We start from the raw sequence: 16,155 nt of genomic DNA, 5'->3' as shown, positions 1-16,155 counted from the left end.
GTCTTTTAATATCTTAATACAGTAAATGAAATTATTTATGCATTCCCGCCCAGTTTCAGACGGTTAGTACTTTAATCGTTTTCTTCGATCCATTGATACACATGCTCGCGCAGATCCTCTTCGGTTTCACCACCTTCAGCAGGGTGGTCTGCTTCGGCCATCGGCTTCACTGTGTACTGGTCCTCAGGGCCCGGTACAACCTGGGTAAAATCAACGTTAGGCTCTGTAATCTTCACGTCTTCGCCGTCTTTTTCCACATCGAATGTAGCAATACCGCCTGTATCGGTATATTCCTGATCCTGACCGGAATAGAAATTGCCGAGAGAATAATAAACAAGCGTTTCATTTCCTTCTTCACCCTCAACCCATTCCATCGGCTGAAGCACGTGAGGGTGATGACCAATAACTACGTCCACTTCCTGGTCTGCAAGAAATTGGGCCAGCTCTTTTTGTTCTTCATTCGGAAGGCGCTCGTATTCATTTCCCCAGTGCATATTGACAACTACGATGTCCGCGTCATCTCTCATCGCTTCGACATCTTCCTGTATTTGTTCTTTATCAATTTTCTGCACGACATATTCATGCCCCTCCGGCACCTCGATGCCGTTCAGCCCATATGTATAGGAAAGCACACCCATGTCTACGTCCTTTACATCTACAATACGCTGCCGCTCTGCATCTTCCTCGTCCTTATAGACTCCCACGTAATCCATACCTGTCTGCTCATAATGATTAATCGCATTGTTTACAGCCTCCATTCCACGGTCAAGCGTATGGTTATTGGCTCCGGAGAGCATGTCCACTCCGGCATCCTGAAGGTCGTCTACAATTGCATACGGACTGTTAAAGGAAGGATAAGCCGATAAACCAAGCTCCTCGCCGCCGGGTATTGATTCCTGGTTCACAATCGTGTAATCCGGTTCTTCAAGCATCGGAGCAACTGCCTTCAGCGCCGGAGTGAAATCGTACTCCCCGTCTTCTTCCATTCTTTTATATACACGCCCGTGCAGCAAAACGTCTCCCGCCGCGCCAATCGTAACGCTTTCATCTTCCTGCTTCTGATTTTTGGAATCTTCTTCTGTCTGTGCTTCTGAATTTTCATTCTGCGCCTCCGAGGCTTCATTCTGTGTCTCAGAATTTTTATTTTCCCCAGCGCTGCTGCAGCCACTTAAAAGGAAAATCCCGCACGTTAATCCATAATACAATTTTCGCATGACATCCTCTTTTCTTTTAAATAGAATTCCTAGTCTAAATATACTATAAGTTTACTAATATATTCATTGGAATTGAAGAGGTTTTCATGCATTTTTATGTCTGCCGGGGCAAAATATTTCTTTTTCCACATACAGCCAGCGTCCCCAGGACACCCGCAAGCGGTACGATTACCCACCATTCCTGATAAAGCAGAGGGTAAGAAAAATTCTTCGAGGTTATTGGGAATAAAAACTGAGTACCGTTTCCCAGAAAGTCAATCAGCATGGAGCCGACGGCCAGCGTAAAAAATGAAGCTGTCCAGGCTTTTGGGAATCCTCCCCCGAGCACGCGGCAGACAACCGGAGCGAACGCTGCCGCAATAAATGGCACCGTCAGCAGCGTATGAAAAATATAATTGCCAAACAGCTTCGGGATATCAGGCACAATCACCATCACACCGAATGCCATCACCTTCAAGCGTTGTGAAACAATTAAATCCGGATTTCCGTAAAATATATACATTACTGCTGCGCCGGTTAGCAGATGCAGCAGTGTACTCGGTACATGTTCAATCAATATTTCAATCACAGGCCGTTCCTTCTTTCTGCTGGAGATGATTATTTTATTCACGGTTTTCTATTCTCATAAACTTCCTTCAAAACGCTATAAACGGCTGGGTTGAATGAGACAGCTTTCGGGGTATAAAAGAAAAGCAGCCAAACTATTGTCAGGAGGAATTTTATAATGACCCCCGTAGAAAAACCGTCCGCGCTAAACCGGGCGCGAAAGAAAAAAGCCCCCGCCATGAAGGCAGAAGGCGAATTTGCCCGCCAGCTCAAAGCCATTCTCGTTTTTCAGCAAATCGATAAGCAGACCGCTGACAAAATGGACAACAGCTTCCGGCCGAAAAAAACGATTTATGCTCTCACTGGAGAAAAGTTGAGTATGAAAGATATTGCGTTTGTAATCAAATTGAAAGGCTTTAACGGCCTTTACCGTTTATTTTCCGCTTATAAGGCTGTTTGTCACACAAACGACCTCGGGGAGCCGGTGATTGTCTTTCAGCGGCGTCCTTAGCCGGCCTGCTAAGAAAGAAGTTACCACCGTTTTTCATTTTCCTGGAAGTACGCTCTGCTTCCAACGGTTTCTGTAGACAAACCATCATCGGCTTCCATATACTATTAGTAGGCAAAATATACAGGTATTTTTGAATCATTACATATTACAGAGGAGTGGATGGTTTGACAAAAGCACCGTTTCGCGCAGAACACGTAGGAAGCTTTCTCCGTCCGGAGCGACTCAAAAAAGCCCGCCAGCAGTACACAGAGGGAGAGTTAAGCGCCGGGGCGCTATGGGACATTGAAAATGAAGAAATTGCTGCTCTTGTTGAAAAACAAAAAGAAGCTGGTCTTCCGGTCGTAACAGATGGTGAATTCCGCCGCGCATGGTTCCATCTCGATTTTATGCAGGAGGTCGAAGGGGCAGAATTTATTAAATTGGACCATGGGCTTGTATTCAGCGACAATACGGAAACAAAAGCCGAGGGGGTTAAAGTTGTTAATAAATTAGCCTTCAGCGACCACCCTGTTGTCCGCGAGTACGAATTTCTGCACAGCCTGAAAGGGGAGCACGCCGCCCGCGTGACAGTTCCAAGTCCGAGCATGTTTATTTTCCGGACTGTAACCGAAGAAGAAAAAAATGTCTATAAGTCGGAAGCTGAGCTGTTTTCAGACCTCGTGCAGGTGTACAAGGATACGATACAGGCTCTTTACAAGGCTGGCTGCCGCCACCTTCAGTTTGATGATACAACCTGGTCTTTATTTCTCGGAGCTGAAAAGGATAAGGACCTCGTACTTTCCGGCGGCTTGCTTGAAGCACGAGGCCTGGACCCGAAAGAAACGCTGGAAATGTTTGTAAACACTGTCAATGAAGCGATCGCTGATAAACCTGAAGATATGCGGATATATATGCATGTCTGCCGCGGCAACTACAAGTCCACCTATGCATCCAGCGGCAGCTACGACGCCGTTTCAGAATATATGTTCAGTAAATTAAACGTCGACGCCCTCCTGCTGGAATTTGATGACGAGCGCTCCGGAGGCTTTGAGCCTTTAAAGTATGTGAACCGCAGCGATCTTCAGGTAGTTCTCGGTTTAATCACTTCAAAATTCCCTGAACTTGAGAATACGGATTTAATTAAATCCAGACTGCAGGAAGCAGAAAAATATGTACCACTTGAACAACTTGGTTTAAGCCCTCAATGCGGCTTTGCTTCTACCGAAGAAGGCAATATCCTCACTGAAGAAGAGCAATGGGCGAAAGTTCGCCACGTTGTTTCTCTTGCCGAAGACGTCTGGCAATAAGCATTCGGAAAAAGAAGCCGGCGTTTCCCGGCTTCTTTTTTAACAGGTGCGTATGACAATATTTCTTATCAAAGCACCCGGGTACGTAAATCTTTTCTGGCATTTAAGCCAGTCCCAATATTATAATTTCAGTAAGTATAAAAAAGGTGGAAGATAAAATGGTTATGGAAAGAGACATGGAATCAATCAGGAAGCTTTTGATTGATCTGAAAGAGCAAAAGCCCGGATTCAGCCTCACATCTAAAAACGAAGAAACCGATTATTATATGTATCTGCTCACCGACGGAGGCCTGATCGAGGCTACCCGGCATAAAACCTTGAGTAAGCAGGTGACAAGCTACCATAATATTAAAATTACATTTGCCGGCCATGATTTCATCGATGTTGCCGAAGACGACAATATTTGGAACAAAACAAAGGAAAAAGCCATGGAAAAAGGATGGTCGATGTCAAATATCCCTCTGACTGTCCTGACAGATTTACTTAAAATCACTCTTTATCAGCATTTAAGCAACGACTGACGCACAACTAATTTCTCACGATTTATGTTTTCCACATAGCTTTCTGCAGGCCTCCTGATGATTCAGGGGGTTTTTTGTTGTACTGCCGGAGTGTTTTCTCCCCGCCCTGTCCCCTTTTTTCTTCTGCAGCATATTTTGGCTTTACTGATTTTTATAGATTAGTTCATTCCTCACGAAAAATCAGAATTAGGTTATTTTTCTCACGTTTTTCATTTGTAATATTACGTTCGTTTTTTCAATCAAATCTTAAGTTCAATTGCCCTGAAACCCTTTATCTATAAGCGTTTTATAAATATTACACATAATTTCTCATATATTTCATAAAGCTTAATCTTGTTACGTTTGCATTACATTCGTCCTATTCGCTTGAAAGTTCTTCTCCTGCGAGTTAAATTTACAAACGTGCGATAGGTTATTTCAAAATATACGCATCCAATACTAATTCGTTTATGTCCATTCACCCTTAATGCTTACTAAATAAAAAAACTTTTATACTCTCCGAGGAGGAATTTTTCAACCATGATGAAATCTACGAAAGCTTCACATTGGATCGGCGGCGCAGTTCTTGGTACAGCTCTAGCTTTTGCAGCACCAGCGGTAAGTGACGCATCAGACAGCCTGCTAGTCCAGGGGGACTCCAATGACTCTGTATCCGAAGCCCAATCTGTACTCGATGATAAAGGATATTACGATTATGAAGTAGACGGGATTTTTGGTTCGATTACGGCAGCAGCTGTACGTGATTTTCAGGCTGATGAAGGTCTTACGGTCGACGGCATCATCGGGCCAAATACAAAAGCAGCGCTGTACGGAGAAAGCTCCAGCAGCTCAAGTGAAAGCGATGTTGAAGAAAGCTCTGAAGCAGACGACAGTGATAATGAAGCAGTAGAATCTGCCTCCACTTCCGAAAGCAGTAGTTCTGAAGATACCTCCGGCGGAGAGTCCATGACAGTCGAAGCGACTGCTTATACAGCAGACTGCGCAGGCTGCAGCGGTATTACAGCTACCGGTGTAAACCTAAATACCAACCGCTATGCGAAAGTAATCGCTGTAGACCCTGACGTTATTCCACTTGGCTCTCAAGTACAAATTGAAGGTATGGGTACTTATACCGCAGCGGATACCGGCGGAGCGATAAACGGAAACCGTATTGACGTTCACGTTCCAAGCAAGTCCGAAGCTTATTCCTTCGGCCGCCGAAGCGTGGAAGTAACTGTAATAGATTAATCTACTTATAAGCTTTATAAATATAGAGCCGCCTTACCATTTTGATGGAAAGGCGGCTCTATTGCATTTACTCGTTTACCACTTAGTATATGGTAGAAATTTGCCGTTCAACGTGACAACCACCCGGTCCCCTTTTGGATCTTCCTCACGTTCTACATCCATTTTAAAATCGATGGCGCTCATAATACCATCACCAAATTCCTCATGAATGATTTCCTTTAATGTCGTTCCGTATACCTGAGTAATTTCGTGAAAACGGTAAATAAGCGGGTCTGTTGGAACACCTTCACTTAAAGAACCTTTGTAAGGTACAGCCATCAGTTCATGCTTGATTTCTTCATAAGGAACTTCGAGGTAGTTAATGAGCGCGTCTGCTTCTTTTTCGTCCATTGATGCCTGTCCCTGAATAACAGCAGCAACCCAGGTTTTATTGCGGCCCACAGCTTCAGCTAGATCCTGATAAGTAGCTCGCTTCCTGTTTTTTGCTTCTATCAGCTTGGCGGTGACTTCACTCATTTCCATTATTTTGTCCCCTTCCTTATTCTGTTCTCCTTCACTTTAACATGCAGCCATTCCTCTGATACATGCTTTTTGCCATCTTCTTTTAGACGTCTTCCATTCCACCTGCTTTAACCCTAGTTCCAAAAGCTTATTTTTTATTCATTCGCTATCATTTTGTTTCAAAAAGATGCATGAAGGATATATGTATAGTTACCTGCATATTTTTATGCTGTTTTTAAAAGTGAATAAAACCTGCTTCAGCAGCAATGAGTTAGACCATTGGGAGCTAATCATAAGCTGAAAAGAAAAAGCCTGACAGCTGATTCTTTTTAGTTCCAGACATGCACCGGGTGCTTCTGTGACTAAAACAGATTATTTCTATTACCCCACGAAGGAGTGCTTGTTATGTCTTATTATTCTCCCTATATTGTTACGACTGTAGCTGACGCCAACTATGCAGAACACACAGCCGTTTCTTTTACCTCTCTGCTCACGAACACTACGATGCCGGAGAGAATCGAATTTCACATTATTGAAACCGGCTGGAGCAGCTATCAAAAGCAAATGCTCGAGCAGCTCGGAGCCCATTTTAAATCCCGTGTCGTTTTTCACGCCATCGACACAAACAAATATAAAAACCTTTTTCAGGCGAATCACAAATATTCTTATCATATTACCAATGCTGCCTATTACCGGTTGTCCATACCGTACTTGTTTACGGATGCAGACAAAGTATTGTATATCGACTGCGATACTATCATTCAGGAAGACATTACAATTTTATGGAAGATTCCTTTGCGGCGCCAGGTTATTGCTGCAGCAGAAAACTTCGGCGGATTTTACCGTAACGACGATTTGTTCATGCCGCCGGAAGCTAAATATTTCAATTCCGGTGTCATGATGATTCACGTGACGAATTGGAAAAAACACCAGGTGACCGATCAGGTCGTACAGTTTATCCAAAAGCATGAGAGCCGGATGCTTTATCACGATCAGGACGGCTTAAACGCTGTGCTTTACAATCATTGGTTTGAGCTTCATCCTAAATGGAATACAATGACCGATATGTTTTTGAAGGCTGTGCCTGATACCCGTCAGGGGAAAAAGGTGATGAGCGCTGTCGAAAAGCCGGCTGTTATTCATTTTACCGGCCCGGAAAAACCCTGGCAGCCAAACACTAAACACCCTTTAAAGCATTTGTATCATGAATACGCTGCCCAAAAAGATGAAATTGTCGTAAAGCCTACTTCCCTTTAATACCAGTGCCGCTCTTTTAATCAAAAGAGCGGCTTTATTTTGTTTCAGACTCCTTGCTGCTGCAGACAAATATTAAATAATTAATGTCTTTATCCACGTCCCAGATAATAAATGGATCGATCACTTCCCGCGGCATCCGTGTCAGTAAATCTGTTTCTTCGATGATACCTTTTACGAGGGAGGTTTTTGCTTCTTCCACTTTCTCTGCATATCCTTCTTCAAGAAGCTGGCGTTCTACCGGGGTCAATACATTCGTTCGTTCAATCAGCACTACACGGTGATTTAAAGGTTTTGTATTTACCGAAGCAGACAGACCTTCTTTGTTTTCTCCTGCTTTTTTTACGACGCTGTTTAATTCCTCCTGCCACTTTTCCACGATCCCGGATTCCGCAGGCGCATCAACTGTACCGAAAATTACTCCAGAGCGTTGATCGAGATTCCAGTTTGTATAAATATCAAGTATTTCCTTCCCTGTGACCGCTTCGAGTTCTGATTTTATATCTGCATAAAGAACGCTCATCAGCATCTCTCTCAATTCTTCCACTTTCCTGCCCTCATTTTTTTGGATTAAAATTTGTTCCATCGGTACCAAAAAATCACGGATATGGACACAAAAATAAGGCGGAGCCCACGTAGTATGTACTGAGATCGGACCTTTTCCAAAGCTTTCCCTCAAAACCTTTCCAATATATCCAGCTATCGCTGATTGTACTTCCTTTATTTCTGACATCACATTCTTCTCCTTTTCTTCCAAACCTCATTTTGTTTTGCTTTTGCTCTTGCGCGGTCTTCACAGAAGAAACGCAGGCTTATAAAAGCATAAAAAAAGCCACAGAGGAAAAATATCCTTTGTAGCTTACCGTTTAGCTCAACTGTCTAACGATCCTGCATCATTTACTGTGTATTAAATTTTACAGGGAGCCGCCAGAGACGAGTCCCGGGGTTCATTTCCTGGCAGTGTAACGACTTATTTTCAGCCCTATTGTCTAAAAATTTCTATCGTTCGTATAAAACATACATTATTTATTCATGTTTTACTTTACCTGTTTTGGACTAATTTTGCAATCCATTTGCTGCGGTGATGCTACAGAAGAAACGCTGCAGCCAACCCGCAGATAAACAACGGAATGTTGAAGTGTAGAAATGTCGGTACACATGTGTCCCATATATGATCATGGCGTCCATCGGCATTTAAGCCTGCAGTTGGCCCGAGCGTACTGTCAGAAGCCGGTGAGCCTGCATCCCCAATCGCCCCCGCGGTGCCAATTAAAGCTGCAGTGGCAAGCGGAGAGAAGCCGAGCGTGGCACTCAGTGGCACAAACAACGCCGCAAGAATCGGAATCGTCCCGAATGAAGAGCCAATACCCATGGTAATCAGCAGTCCAGTTAAAAGCATCACCAAAGCCCCGAGCATCTGGCTGCCTCCAAGAACGTCCGATGTAACTGCCACTAACTGCTCTACTGCTCCGGTCTCCTGCAGCACAGTTGCATATCCGGAAGCAAGCAGCATCACAAAGGCGATCATTCCCATCATGCGAACTCCATCGTTCACCGTCTGGTCGGCCTCTTTCACCGGAACGATCCGGAAGATAAACATAGCTGCAATACCCATCAATGCACCAATCACCAGGGACTCTGTCCATACCTGTACTAATAGCGCCAATACAATCGCTATCAGCGTTAACAGGTGCGACAGCTGAAATTTTTTCGTATCCTTCAGGGAAGCTTCTGCTTCCGTAACATCTATGCTTCCGGTGTTCATTTCTTTGTCTTTGCGGTACGTCACGAACACAGCTATCAGCAGACCGACCACCATTCCGCCTACTGGAATAATCATTGCCTGCCAGATCTGACCGAAATCAATATCCATGCCATTTTCGTTCATGCTTTCAAAAATAATATCGTGAAAAATTAACCCGTATCCTGCAGGAATCAGGATATATGGCGCCTTTAAGCCGAACGTCAAACTCACGGCCACGGCCCGCCGGTTGATTTTCATATGATCAAACAAATGCAGAAGCGGCGGTATAAGTATTGGAATAAAAGCAATATGTACCGGAATAAGGTTTTGTGATAAACATGCCACTCCTGCAATTGTCAGAAGCAAAGCAGCCCGTTTATTTTTTAACAGCTTTACCAGATTCGTCACTAAAAATCCTGTAATACCCGAATAGCCAATCATAACTGCAAAAACACCGAGCAGAATGTAGCTGAGAGCGGTGTCAGCCCTCCCGCCCATGCCGGATACGAGCATTTCAATGGTATCAGTGAATGACAGGCCGGCCAGCAGTCCTGCCGCCACTGCTGCTCCCATCAGTGCCAGAATGACATTCAGCCGGAAGAGGCTGAGTACAATCAATACCAGGACTGAAACTATAACTGCGTACTCCACTTTGTTTCCCTCGTTTCTCTTCTTTTATCGTTTACGTACAACTATGTAAATTAAACGCACAAAGAAGATTTTAGCATAGATCCTTTAGTCTGCTCAAACTTTATCAGAGTAAAATGTTTTGCTTTATTTAAAATTCCCACTCGTAATGCGTCCATGCGCTTTTAGCTCCGCCGAGCGATTCGTAAAGTCGCCGTGCTTTTTTGTTGGTCCGGTCTGTTTCAAGCACCATGCCGGCAAAATCCTCCGACTGCACGTAAGAAAGGACAAATTCGAGAAGCTCTTTCCCGTAATGCTGCCCCTGGAATTCGGGAGAAATATACAGATCGTTTAAAATCGCTGTTTTTTTAACCTGAAGGGTGCTGAATGTCTGATATAAGGTAGCAAAACCGATCAAGTCCCCGTAATGTTCCACAATAAACTGGATGCCGATTTCCGGCTGGGCCAAAAGCTTTTTGATTAACGTTTTTAATTTGCTGATGCCGGGATCCGGATGCTCGTAATGATCCACAATATAAGTCTGCATGACTGCTGCTAGACTGGGAATGTCTTCTGCTTCTACGGTTCGTATTCTTATACTCATGACGGCCTCCTGCATAGTTCTATTACCTTGCGTATAATTGTTTTAACGCACTATATTTCATCTTATGGCACATGGAAACAGGATACAACCCTGAAAAAAAGCACTGAAGAAAAAATATTCCTTTTATATTCATAGAAAAACGGGAGCCGCCTAAGCGCGCCCCCGTTGTTATCAGTCATGAAAATTTATTCCGTCTGTAGTTGCTTTAACGTAGTCTGCACGGATGACAAAGTCCCCAAAGTGCTCTCCCTCGTGACGCTCCTTCGCAAAACGGGCAATCATCGGTTCAAGTTCACTTAAAATTTCCTCTTCCCCGATGTTTTCCCGGTAAAGCTTGCTCAGGCGGTCGCCGGTAAAGCTTGCACCTAGATACATATTGTATTTTCCGGGTGCTTTTCCGATAAAGCCGATCTCTCCGAGCGCTGAACGGGCACATCCATTTGGACAGCCCGTCATACGGATAATAATATCCTCATCCCGCAGGCCCTGCTCTTCAAGCATTACTTCAAGTTTATCGACCAGAGACGGAAGATAGCGCTCTGCTTCCGCCATGGCGAGTCCACAGGTCGGAAAGGAAACACAGGCCATGGAATTGCGGCGGAGAGCGGAATAATGCTTTCCGTCTGTCAGACCGTAATCCTCGATCAATTTGCTGATCTGTCGTTTTTTATAGCTTGTAATATCGGATATGACCACGTTCTGGTTCGGCGTCATCCGAAAGTCGCCGGTATGAATTTTGGCTATTTCCCGCAGTCCGGTCATCAATTGATAATTTTCTTCATCCTTGATTCGTCCATTTTCAATAAAGAGAGTAAAGTGCCACTTACCGTCGTTGCCTTTGATCCATCCATATTCGTCTCCGTTGCTTTCAAATTCATACGGGCGGGCAGCCTCTATTTCATAGCCGAGCCGTTCATTTAATTCGCTTTTCAGCCATTCGACCCCGTAGCGGTCAATCGTATATTTGAAACGAGCGTTTTTCCGGTTGGAGCGGTTGCCGTAATCGCGCTGAATCGTCAGCAGTTTTTCCGCTGTATTTACCGCTTCATCTTTTGGCACATAGCCAATAACGCGTCCAAGCTGCGGATAAGTATCCGGCTCTCCGTGCGTCATTCCCATGCCGCCGCCGACTGATACGTTAAAACCCTGCAGCTCCCCGTTTTCCACAATGGCAATGTAGCCGATGTCCTGGGAGAAAACGTCAATATCGTTGGACGGCGGAACAGCCACCCCGATCTTGAATTTTCTTGGGAGATACGTTTCGCCGTAAATGGGCTCCACTTCTTCTTTGCTGTCTGCTACTTTCTCTTCATCAAGCCATATTTCATGGTAAGCCGTTGTGCGCGGCAGCAGATGGTCGCTAATTTGTTTGGAATACTCATAAACTTCCCCGTGCACATCGGATTGATTCGGGTTCACATTGCACATAACGTTTCTGTTCACATCCCCACAGGCGGCGATGGAGTCCATCATGGCTGCATTAATTTCCTGCAGATTTTTTTTCATATTCCATTTGAGAATCCCGTGCATTTGAAACGTCTGGCGTGTAGTCAGCCGGAGAGTACCGTTTCCGTATTTATGCGACACTTCATCCATTGTGAGCCACTGCTCCGGCGTAATAACGCCGGCCGGCAGGCGGACACGGAGCATAAACTGATAGGCTGGTTCAAGCTTTTGCTGGCGGCGTTCGTTGCGCAGGTCCCGGTCGTCCTGCATGTAGCTGCCGTGAAACTTCATCAGCTTTCCATCTGCTTCAGGAATGCTCGCAGTAATAGGGTTTGCCATCGTTTTAACAAGCGTACCGCGTAAGAAGTTACTGTCTTTTTTCAAGTGCTCCATTCCATCTAACGGGGCATCCTGAATGTTTTTTAAGCTGCTGTATTCTGACATATGCGTTTGGTTCCTCCCCGGTAGTTATTAATATACATCACGCTGGTAGCGTTTTTGCTGCTGCAGATCGAGCATGTACGCTTCAGCTTCTTCATGTGTCATATTTCCTTCTTTTTCAAGCACCGTTACCAGGGCTTCATGAACGTCATGGGCCATCCGCTTTTCATCTCCACAGATGTACAGAAACGCCCCGTCCTGCAGCCATTGATAAACTTCTCCGCTATTTTCGAGAATCCGGTGCTGGACGTATACCTTTTCTTCGTTATCCCGTGAAAAGGCTACATCCATTTTTGATAAAGAGCCCTCGTCAAGCCATTGCTGCCATTCAGTCTGATACAAAAAGTCCGTCCGGAAATGCTGGTCTCCGAAGAACAGCCACGATTTTCCGTCCGCTTCCACTTCTTCACGTTCTTCAACAAATGAACGGAAAGGTGCAATGCCAGTACCCGGCCCTACCATAATAACAGGGGCAGACGGATTATCCGGAAGTTTGAAATTCGGGTTGCGCTGAATATAAATAGGCAGCGTATCTCCCGGTTCCGTACGTTCTGCACACTGTCCGGAGCAGACACCTGTACGTGGTCTGCCATGCGCATCGTAGCGGACAGCCCCTACGGTTAAATGCACTTCATCAGGATTGGCGGATGGGCTGCTTGCAATCGAGTACAGGCGCGGCGGTATTTTCCGTAAATTACCGACCACGTCTGCAGCTCCTCCCTGCCATGGCCCGTAGTCCTTCAACAGATCCAGAAGGTCACGCCCTTCAAGGTATGAGCGCAGGTCATCCGCCTGTTCTGTTTCCAAAAGCTCCGGGAGTTTTTCGTTGTTTGTCAGCTTGCTCATTTTTTCAAGCAGCGGTTTCGTTAAAACCGTAATTTCAAAATGAGAGAGGAGTGCTTCACGAAGCGACCGGATATCACCCTGCTTGTTTAATACTACTGTTTCTTCCGGATTCCAGTCCATTTCTCGAATCAGCTGGTCAACCAGAAGCGGATCATTTTCCGGGAACATGCCGAGGCTGTCCCCAGGCTCAAAAGTCAGGCCTGACCCTTCAAGTGAAAGCTCTACATGACGGGTTTCCTTTGCTGAGCCCCGGCCATTTAAATTAATATTTTCCAATATTTCCGCCCGGAACGGATTAGTTCTTGAATATGCCGGCTGTTCCGTGGCAGGGGCAGCTGGCGCGGCCGCTCCTGCAGGGGCTGCTGCCGTCTGCACCGTTTCTTCCTGGAGCTCATTCAGGCTCGAAAGAACACCCTGGATCCATTCTTCGGCGTCGTCGTCAAAATCAACATCGCAGTCTACTCTTGGATACAGACGGGTGCCTCCAAGCTCTTCTAGCCGCTGATCAAAATCCTTGCCTGTCTGGCAGAAATATTCGTAGGAGGTGTCTCCAAGCGCAAGTACGGAAAAACGTGCATCTTCGAGCTTCGGAGCCTTACGCCCGTTCAAAAACTCATGGAAGGAAATAGCGTTATCCGGAGGATCGCCTTCTCCATGCGTACTTACGATGACTAGTAGGTTTTCCACCTTTTTCATGTTTTTCGTCTTAAAATCGTCCATCGAACTTACAGTTACATTGTAGCCCTGATCTTTCAGTCTTCTTGAGCTGTCTTCTGCAATCATTTGGCCGTTACCGGTCTGGGAGCCAAATAAAATGGTCACTTCTTTGGAAGCCGCGTCTGCCTGGGATGTCTGGGGTACAGCTGCTTCCTGGACAGCTGGCGCTTCAGCTGCTGCCGGCGCAGCACCCGAAGCTGCCTGGGAAGCTAAATATCCGCTTAACCAAATTTTCTGATTTTCTGTTAATGTCGGCAGGAGCTGGTTCAGTAAATCTACCTGCTCCTGGCTAAAAGGACTATTCGTAACCTGCAATTGCACTCTCTCCACCTCACAAATAAATTTAACTGCAATCTAATCGTTCTAAGGACAAAATAATTTTCTCTTTAGCTTTATTTTATCCATGTATATAAACTGGTCATTTTATTATGGTCAATTTTATCCGTATAATTCTTATGTGTCAAGTTGGTTTTAAATTCCTGACGGAATATTGCGAAGCCCTTTATATTTTATCACACCACTGCTTCCGTTACGCTTTCCTTAAAAAATTAATACATTGAAAAAAATGGTAGATTATTCCTTTGTTTTACCATATAATAAAATTACTTTTCAGAAAGAAGGTGAGGCCTTGACCAACATCGAATCATTTACACGGCAATTGATCCATCAGGCAGCGGCCGCCGGCGCATCAGATATTCATCTGCTGCCGTCTTATTCAAAAGCCTCTCTCTATTTTCGTATCCATGGACGCCTTGAGCTTTCAGATACGTATTCCTCGGCTTTTGCTCACAGGCTTATTACGCACTTAAAGTTCAGAGCCGGTATGGATATCGGCGAACGAAGGCGTCCGCAGGATGGTTCACTTACTTACCGCTCGCTTCATCCCCCTGTCCATCTCCGTTTTTCCACCATGCCTTCAGAACGTATGGAAAGCTTTTCTATCCGGCTGCTTCCGCAGACTTTTCAATTCACCCTCCCGCAGCTGTTTTTAACTTCCACCACTACACGCTCGTTCGAAGACGTTCTTGCCTCCCGTAAAGGACTGGTTCTTTTGACTGGCGCCACCGGGTCTGGAAAATCCACCACCCTTTACGCCATGCTCGAGCACCTGCTCACCTCCCACACGCAGCGCATTATTACAATCGAAGACCCTGTAGAGCTCCGGATACCCGGCTGCATTCAAACCGAGGTCAACGAAAAAGCGGGGCTTACCTATGCATCACTTCTGAAGGCTTCTATGAGACATGATCCAGACGTTATTATGATCGGAGAAATACGTGACACTGAAACAGCAAAGCTGGCACTGCGGGCAGCACTTACCGGCCATCTGGTGCTCACTACGCTGCATGCTGGCAGTACCTTTGGGGTCCTCCGCAGACTGCTGGACCTTGGCCTTTCAAAAACGGACCTCCTTGAAACCACCACCTTCATTGCCCACCAGCGGCTTATTTCCACCACTTCTCTTTCCACCCCCGGACGCTTAGCGCTATTTGATTTTTCCACCCGACAGGATATCCATTTCATGCTTGATTCCAATAAACCACTCGAGTCACCCCGGATAAATGAGCAGCTGAAGCGGGGTTATGCGCTCGGCTTGTTTGGCAAGGAAGCCTTTGCGGAGACCAGGGTATGAGCAAGCTGTTAAAAAGAAGCTGGAAGCCGGAGGCTAAAGCACTATTTCTTCAACAGCTGGGCGAGCTGCTCGGCAGCGGATATCATCTGGATCAATCCATACAGATGCTTTCCTGGGAACAGCCCGCTTTCGTCACTGCTTCCCTGCGCAGCATACGAAGACATCTCCGCAGCGGCCGGGAGCTGCATGAGCTTTTACTTGAACACCATTTCCCCTCGGACATTGCTGCTTTTGTTTATTTTGCGGAGCAGTCCGGCCGTCTCTCTGAAGGATTAACTGCAGCGGGTAATCATTATATGAGCCGCCTCGAGGCCTGGAGCAGCTTCCGTAAAGTTCTGTACTACCCGTTATTTCTTCTGTGGCTGCTGATAATTCTCGCTTATGTGTTTGTCCGCTACCTTTTTCCCCAGTTTCTCGAGCTGTTTGAACAGCTGAGCATGGAGCTCCCTTTTTACACCCGGATGGTGATGAAAATGATTTCCGCCGCTCCTTTTTTCTTTGCCTTTGTTTTTATTCTGCTCGCTGGCCTCGGAGTATTTTATGTTTTGGCTGTCCGCCCGAAACCTGCCTCTCATCGGACTCTTTTTTGGACCAGGCTGCCGTTACTCCATCCTTTTATTACTATGAGAACTACCGCTTCTTTCGCCGAACAGTTCGGCTACCTGCTCTTAAATGGATTGTCTCTTTCCGAAAGCTGTCTGGTGTTAAAAAATCAAAAGCATTCCCAGTTAATACAGGAAGAAGGTGCGCGTATTGAACAGATGCTCGCTGCCGGGACTCCTCTGCCGGAAACATTCCGGCAGTCATGGTACCTTGAAAGCCTCGGACAGGCGGTGCAGTACGGCCAGTCTATTGGAGCGCTCGGCCAGGTGCTTGTGCAATACAGCAGCCAGACGCAGCATAAACTCGAAACAGACATCCAGCGGATGACCATGACTGCCCAGCCTATTCTTTTCTTTTCAGTCGGCATTCTGATTTTAAGTCTTTTCGCTGCAGTATTTTTACCTATGTATCACATGATTACTTCCATACAGTAA

15 protein-coding genes and 1 pseudogene are annotated in these 16,155 nt (G+C 45.7%); 7 read left to right on the top strand and 9 right to left on the bottom strand.

All coding sequences use genetic code 11. The features are described from left to right. Positions 1–71 precede the first annotated feature (71 nt). Together ACTRXI_RS07565 and ACTRXI_RS07560 are read right to left on the bottom strand one after the other, a co-directional pair. Complete coding sequence (locus tag ACTRXI_RS07565; RefSeq protein ID WP_474261825.1) at positions 72–1,214, bottom strand: CapA family protein; 1,143 nt, start codon at positions 1,212–1,214, stop codon at positions 72–74. Between the two features lie 94 nt (positions 1,215–1,308). Then, entirely contained in the window at positions 1,309–1,782 is a 474-nt protein-coding gene (locus tag ACTRXI_RS07560) for a hypothetical protein (RefSeq protein WP_474261824.1), read from the bottom strand. 156 nt (positions 1,783–1,938) lie between these two features. Here ACTRXI_RS07560 and ACTRXI_RS07555 point away from each other — a divergent pair, with 156 nt between their 5' ends. The 4 genes from ACTRXI_RS07555 (at position 1,939) to ACTRXI_RS07540 (ending at position 5,305) form a co-directional block, all read left to right on the top strand. Further along, complete coding sequence (locus ACTRXI_RS07555; protein WP_474261823.1) at positions 1,939–2,271, top strand: hypothetical protein; 333 nt, start codon at positions 1,939–1,941, stop codon at positions 2,269–2,271. 155 nt (positions 2,272–2,426) lie between these two features. After that, positions 2,427–3,557: a 5-methyltetrahydropteroyltriglutamate--homocysteine S-methyltransferase gene (locus ACTRXI_RS07550; protein ID WP_474261822.1), complete on the top strand. Its 1,131-nt coding sequence runs from the start codon at positions 2,427–2,429 to the stop codon at positions 3,555–3,557. A 158-nt stretch (positions 3,558–3,715) separates the two neighbouring features. Beyond that, positions 3,716–4,078 carry a DUF2513 domain-containing protein gene (locus ACTRXI_RS07545; RefSeq protein WP_462867742.1) on the top strand — a complete coding sequence of 121 codons (363 nt, stop codon included), beginning with the start codon at positions 3,716–3,718 and terminating at the stop codon, positions 4,076–4,078. A gap of 519 nt (positions 4,079–4,597) precedes the next feature. Beyond that, on the top strand, positions 4,598–5,305 hold the full coding sequence (locus ACTRXI_RS07540) for a 3D domain-containing protein (RefSeq protein ID WP_474261821.1): 708 nt from the start codon (positions 4,598–4,600) through the stop codon (positions 5,303–5,305). A 75-nt stretch (positions 5,306–5,380) separates the two neighbouring features. On the opposite strand, the gene cynS is transcribed toward ACTRXI_RS07540, so the two are convergent. Beyond that, positions 5,381–5,827 (bottom strand): cyanase, encoded by a 447-nt coding sequence (cynS, locus tag ACTRXI_RS07535; protein WP_462867746.1) that lies wholly within the window; start codon positions 5,825–5,827, stop codon positions 5,381–5,383. Between the two features lie 384 nt (positions 5,828–6,211). Between cynS and ACTRXI_RS07530 the strand changes: the two genes are divergently transcribed. After that, positions 6,212–7,063 carry a glycosyltransferase family 8 protein gene (locus ACTRXI_RS07530; protein WP_474261820.1) on the top strand — a complete coding sequence of 284 codons (852 nt, stop codon included), beginning with the start codon at positions 6,212–6,214 and terminating at the stop codon, positions 7,061–7,063. 34 nt (positions 7,064–7,097) lie between these two features. On the opposite strand, the gene ACTRXI_RS07525 is transcribed toward ACTRXI_RS07530, so the two are convergent. From ACTRXI_RS07525 to ACTRXI_RS07500, 6 genes and pseudogenes are all read right to left on the bottom strand, one after another. After that, positions 7,098–7,607 carry a Na-translocating system protein MpsC family protein gene (locus ACTRXI_RS07525; protein WP_474261878.1) on the bottom strand — a complete coding sequence of 170 codons (510 nt, stop codon included), beginning with the start codon at positions 7,605–7,607 and terminating at the stop codon, positions 7,098–7,100. Positions 7,608–7,706: 99 nt separating this feature from the next. Beyond that, positions 7,707–7,793 (bottom strand): annotated as a pseudogene (locus tag ACTRXI_RS07520) (Na-translocating system protein MpsC family protein); the annotation flags it as partial. A gap of 354 nt (positions 7,794–8,147) precedes the next feature. Next, positions 8,148–9,455 carry a Na+/H+ antiporter family protein gene (locus ACTRXI_RS07515; RefSeq protein WP_474261819.1) on the bottom strand — a complete coding sequence of 436 codons (1,308 nt, stop codon included), beginning with the start codon at positions 9,453–9,455 and terminating at the stop codon, positions 8,148–8,150. 127 nt (positions 9,456–9,582) lie between these two features. Next, positions 9,583–10,035, bottom strand: a complete 453-nt coding sequence (locus ACTRXI_RS07510) for an N-acetyltransferase family protein (protein WP_474261818.1) — start codon at positions 10,033–10,035, stop codon at positions 9,583–9,585. 171 nt (positions 10,036–10,206) lie between these two features. After that, positions 10,207–11,925 (bottom strand): assimilatory sulfite reductase (NADPH) hemoprotein subunit, encoded by a 1,719-nt coding sequence (gene cysI, locus ACTRXI_RS07505; RefSeq protein ID WP_474261816.1) that lies wholly within the window; start codon positions 11,923–11,925, stop codon positions 10,207–10,209. A 27-nt stretch (positions 11,926–11,952) separates the two neighbouring features. After that, a complete protein-coding gene (locus tag ACTRXI_RS07500) occupies positions 11,953–13,806 on the bottom strand; it encodes an assimilatory sulfite reductase (NADPH) flavoprotein subunit (RefSeq protein ID WP_474261815.1) in 1,854 nt (617 codons plus the stop codon). Positions 13,807–14,113: 307 nt separating this feature from the next. Here ACTRXI_RS07500 and comGA point away from each other — a divergent pair, with 307 nt between their 5' ends. Together comGA and comGB are read left to right on the top strand one after the other, a co-directional pair. Continuing rightward, positions 14,114–15,118 (top strand): competence type IV pilus ATPase ComGA, encoded by a 1,005-nt coding sequence (gene comGA / locus ACTRXI_RS07495; protein WP_474261814.1) that lies wholly within the window; start codon positions 14,114–14,116, stop codon positions 15,116–15,118. Continuing rightward, the gene (gene comGB, locus ACTRXI_RS07490; protein ID WP_474261813.1) at positions 15,115–16,155 is read left to right on the top strand and encodes a competence type IV pilus assembly protein ComGB; all 1,041 of its coding nucleotides are present in this window, start codon (positions 15,115–15,117) and stop codon (positions 16,153–16,155) included. Before comGA ends, comGB begins: the two co-directional genes overlap by 4 nt.

This window comes from Marinococcus sp. LNHM4E3-1 (assembly GCF_056034405.1).
The sequence above is the reverse complement of the archived record's forward strand: the minus strand, read 5'-3'. Positions and strand labels throughout refer to the sequence as shown.

Bases quoted from the DNA above. Each gene is read 5' to 3' on its own strand.
- ACTRXI_RS07565 (WP_474261825.1), bottom strand. From the start codon at position 1,214: ATGCGAAAATTGTATTATGGATTAACGTGCGGGATTTTCCTTTTAAGT.
- ACTRXI_RS07555 (WP_474261823.1), top strand. From the start codon at position 1,939: ATGACCCCCGTAGAAAAACCGTCCGCGCTAAACCGGGCGCGAAAGAAA.
- ACTRXI_RS07545 (WP_462867742.1), top strand. From the start codon at position 3,716: ATGGTTATGGAAAGAGACATGGAATCAATCAGGAAGCTTTTGATTGAT.
- ACTRXI_RS07540 (WP_474261821.1), top strand. From the start codon at position 4,598: ATGATGAAATCTACGAAAGCTTCACATTGGATCGGCGGCGCAGTTCTT.
- cynS (WP_462867746.1), bottom strand. From the start codon at position 5,827: ATGGAAATGAGTGAAGTCACCGCCAAGCTGATAGAAGCAAAAAACAGG.
- ACTRXI_RS07530 (WP_474261820.1), top strand. From the start codon at position 6,212: ATGTCTTATTATTCTCCCTATATTGTTACGACTGTAGCTGACGCCAAC.
- ACTRXI_RS07510 (WP_474261818.1), bottom strand. From the start codon at position 10,035: ATGAGTATAAGAATACGAACCGTAGAAGCAGAAGACATTCCCAGTCTA.
- cysI (WP_474261816.1), bottom strand. From the start codon at position 11,925: ATGTCAGAATACAGCAGCTTAAAAAACATTCAGGATGCCCCGTTAGAT.
- comGB (WP_474261813.1), top strand. From the start codon at position 15,115: ATGAGCAAGCTGTTAAAAAGAAGCTGGAAGCCGGAGGCTAAAGCACTA.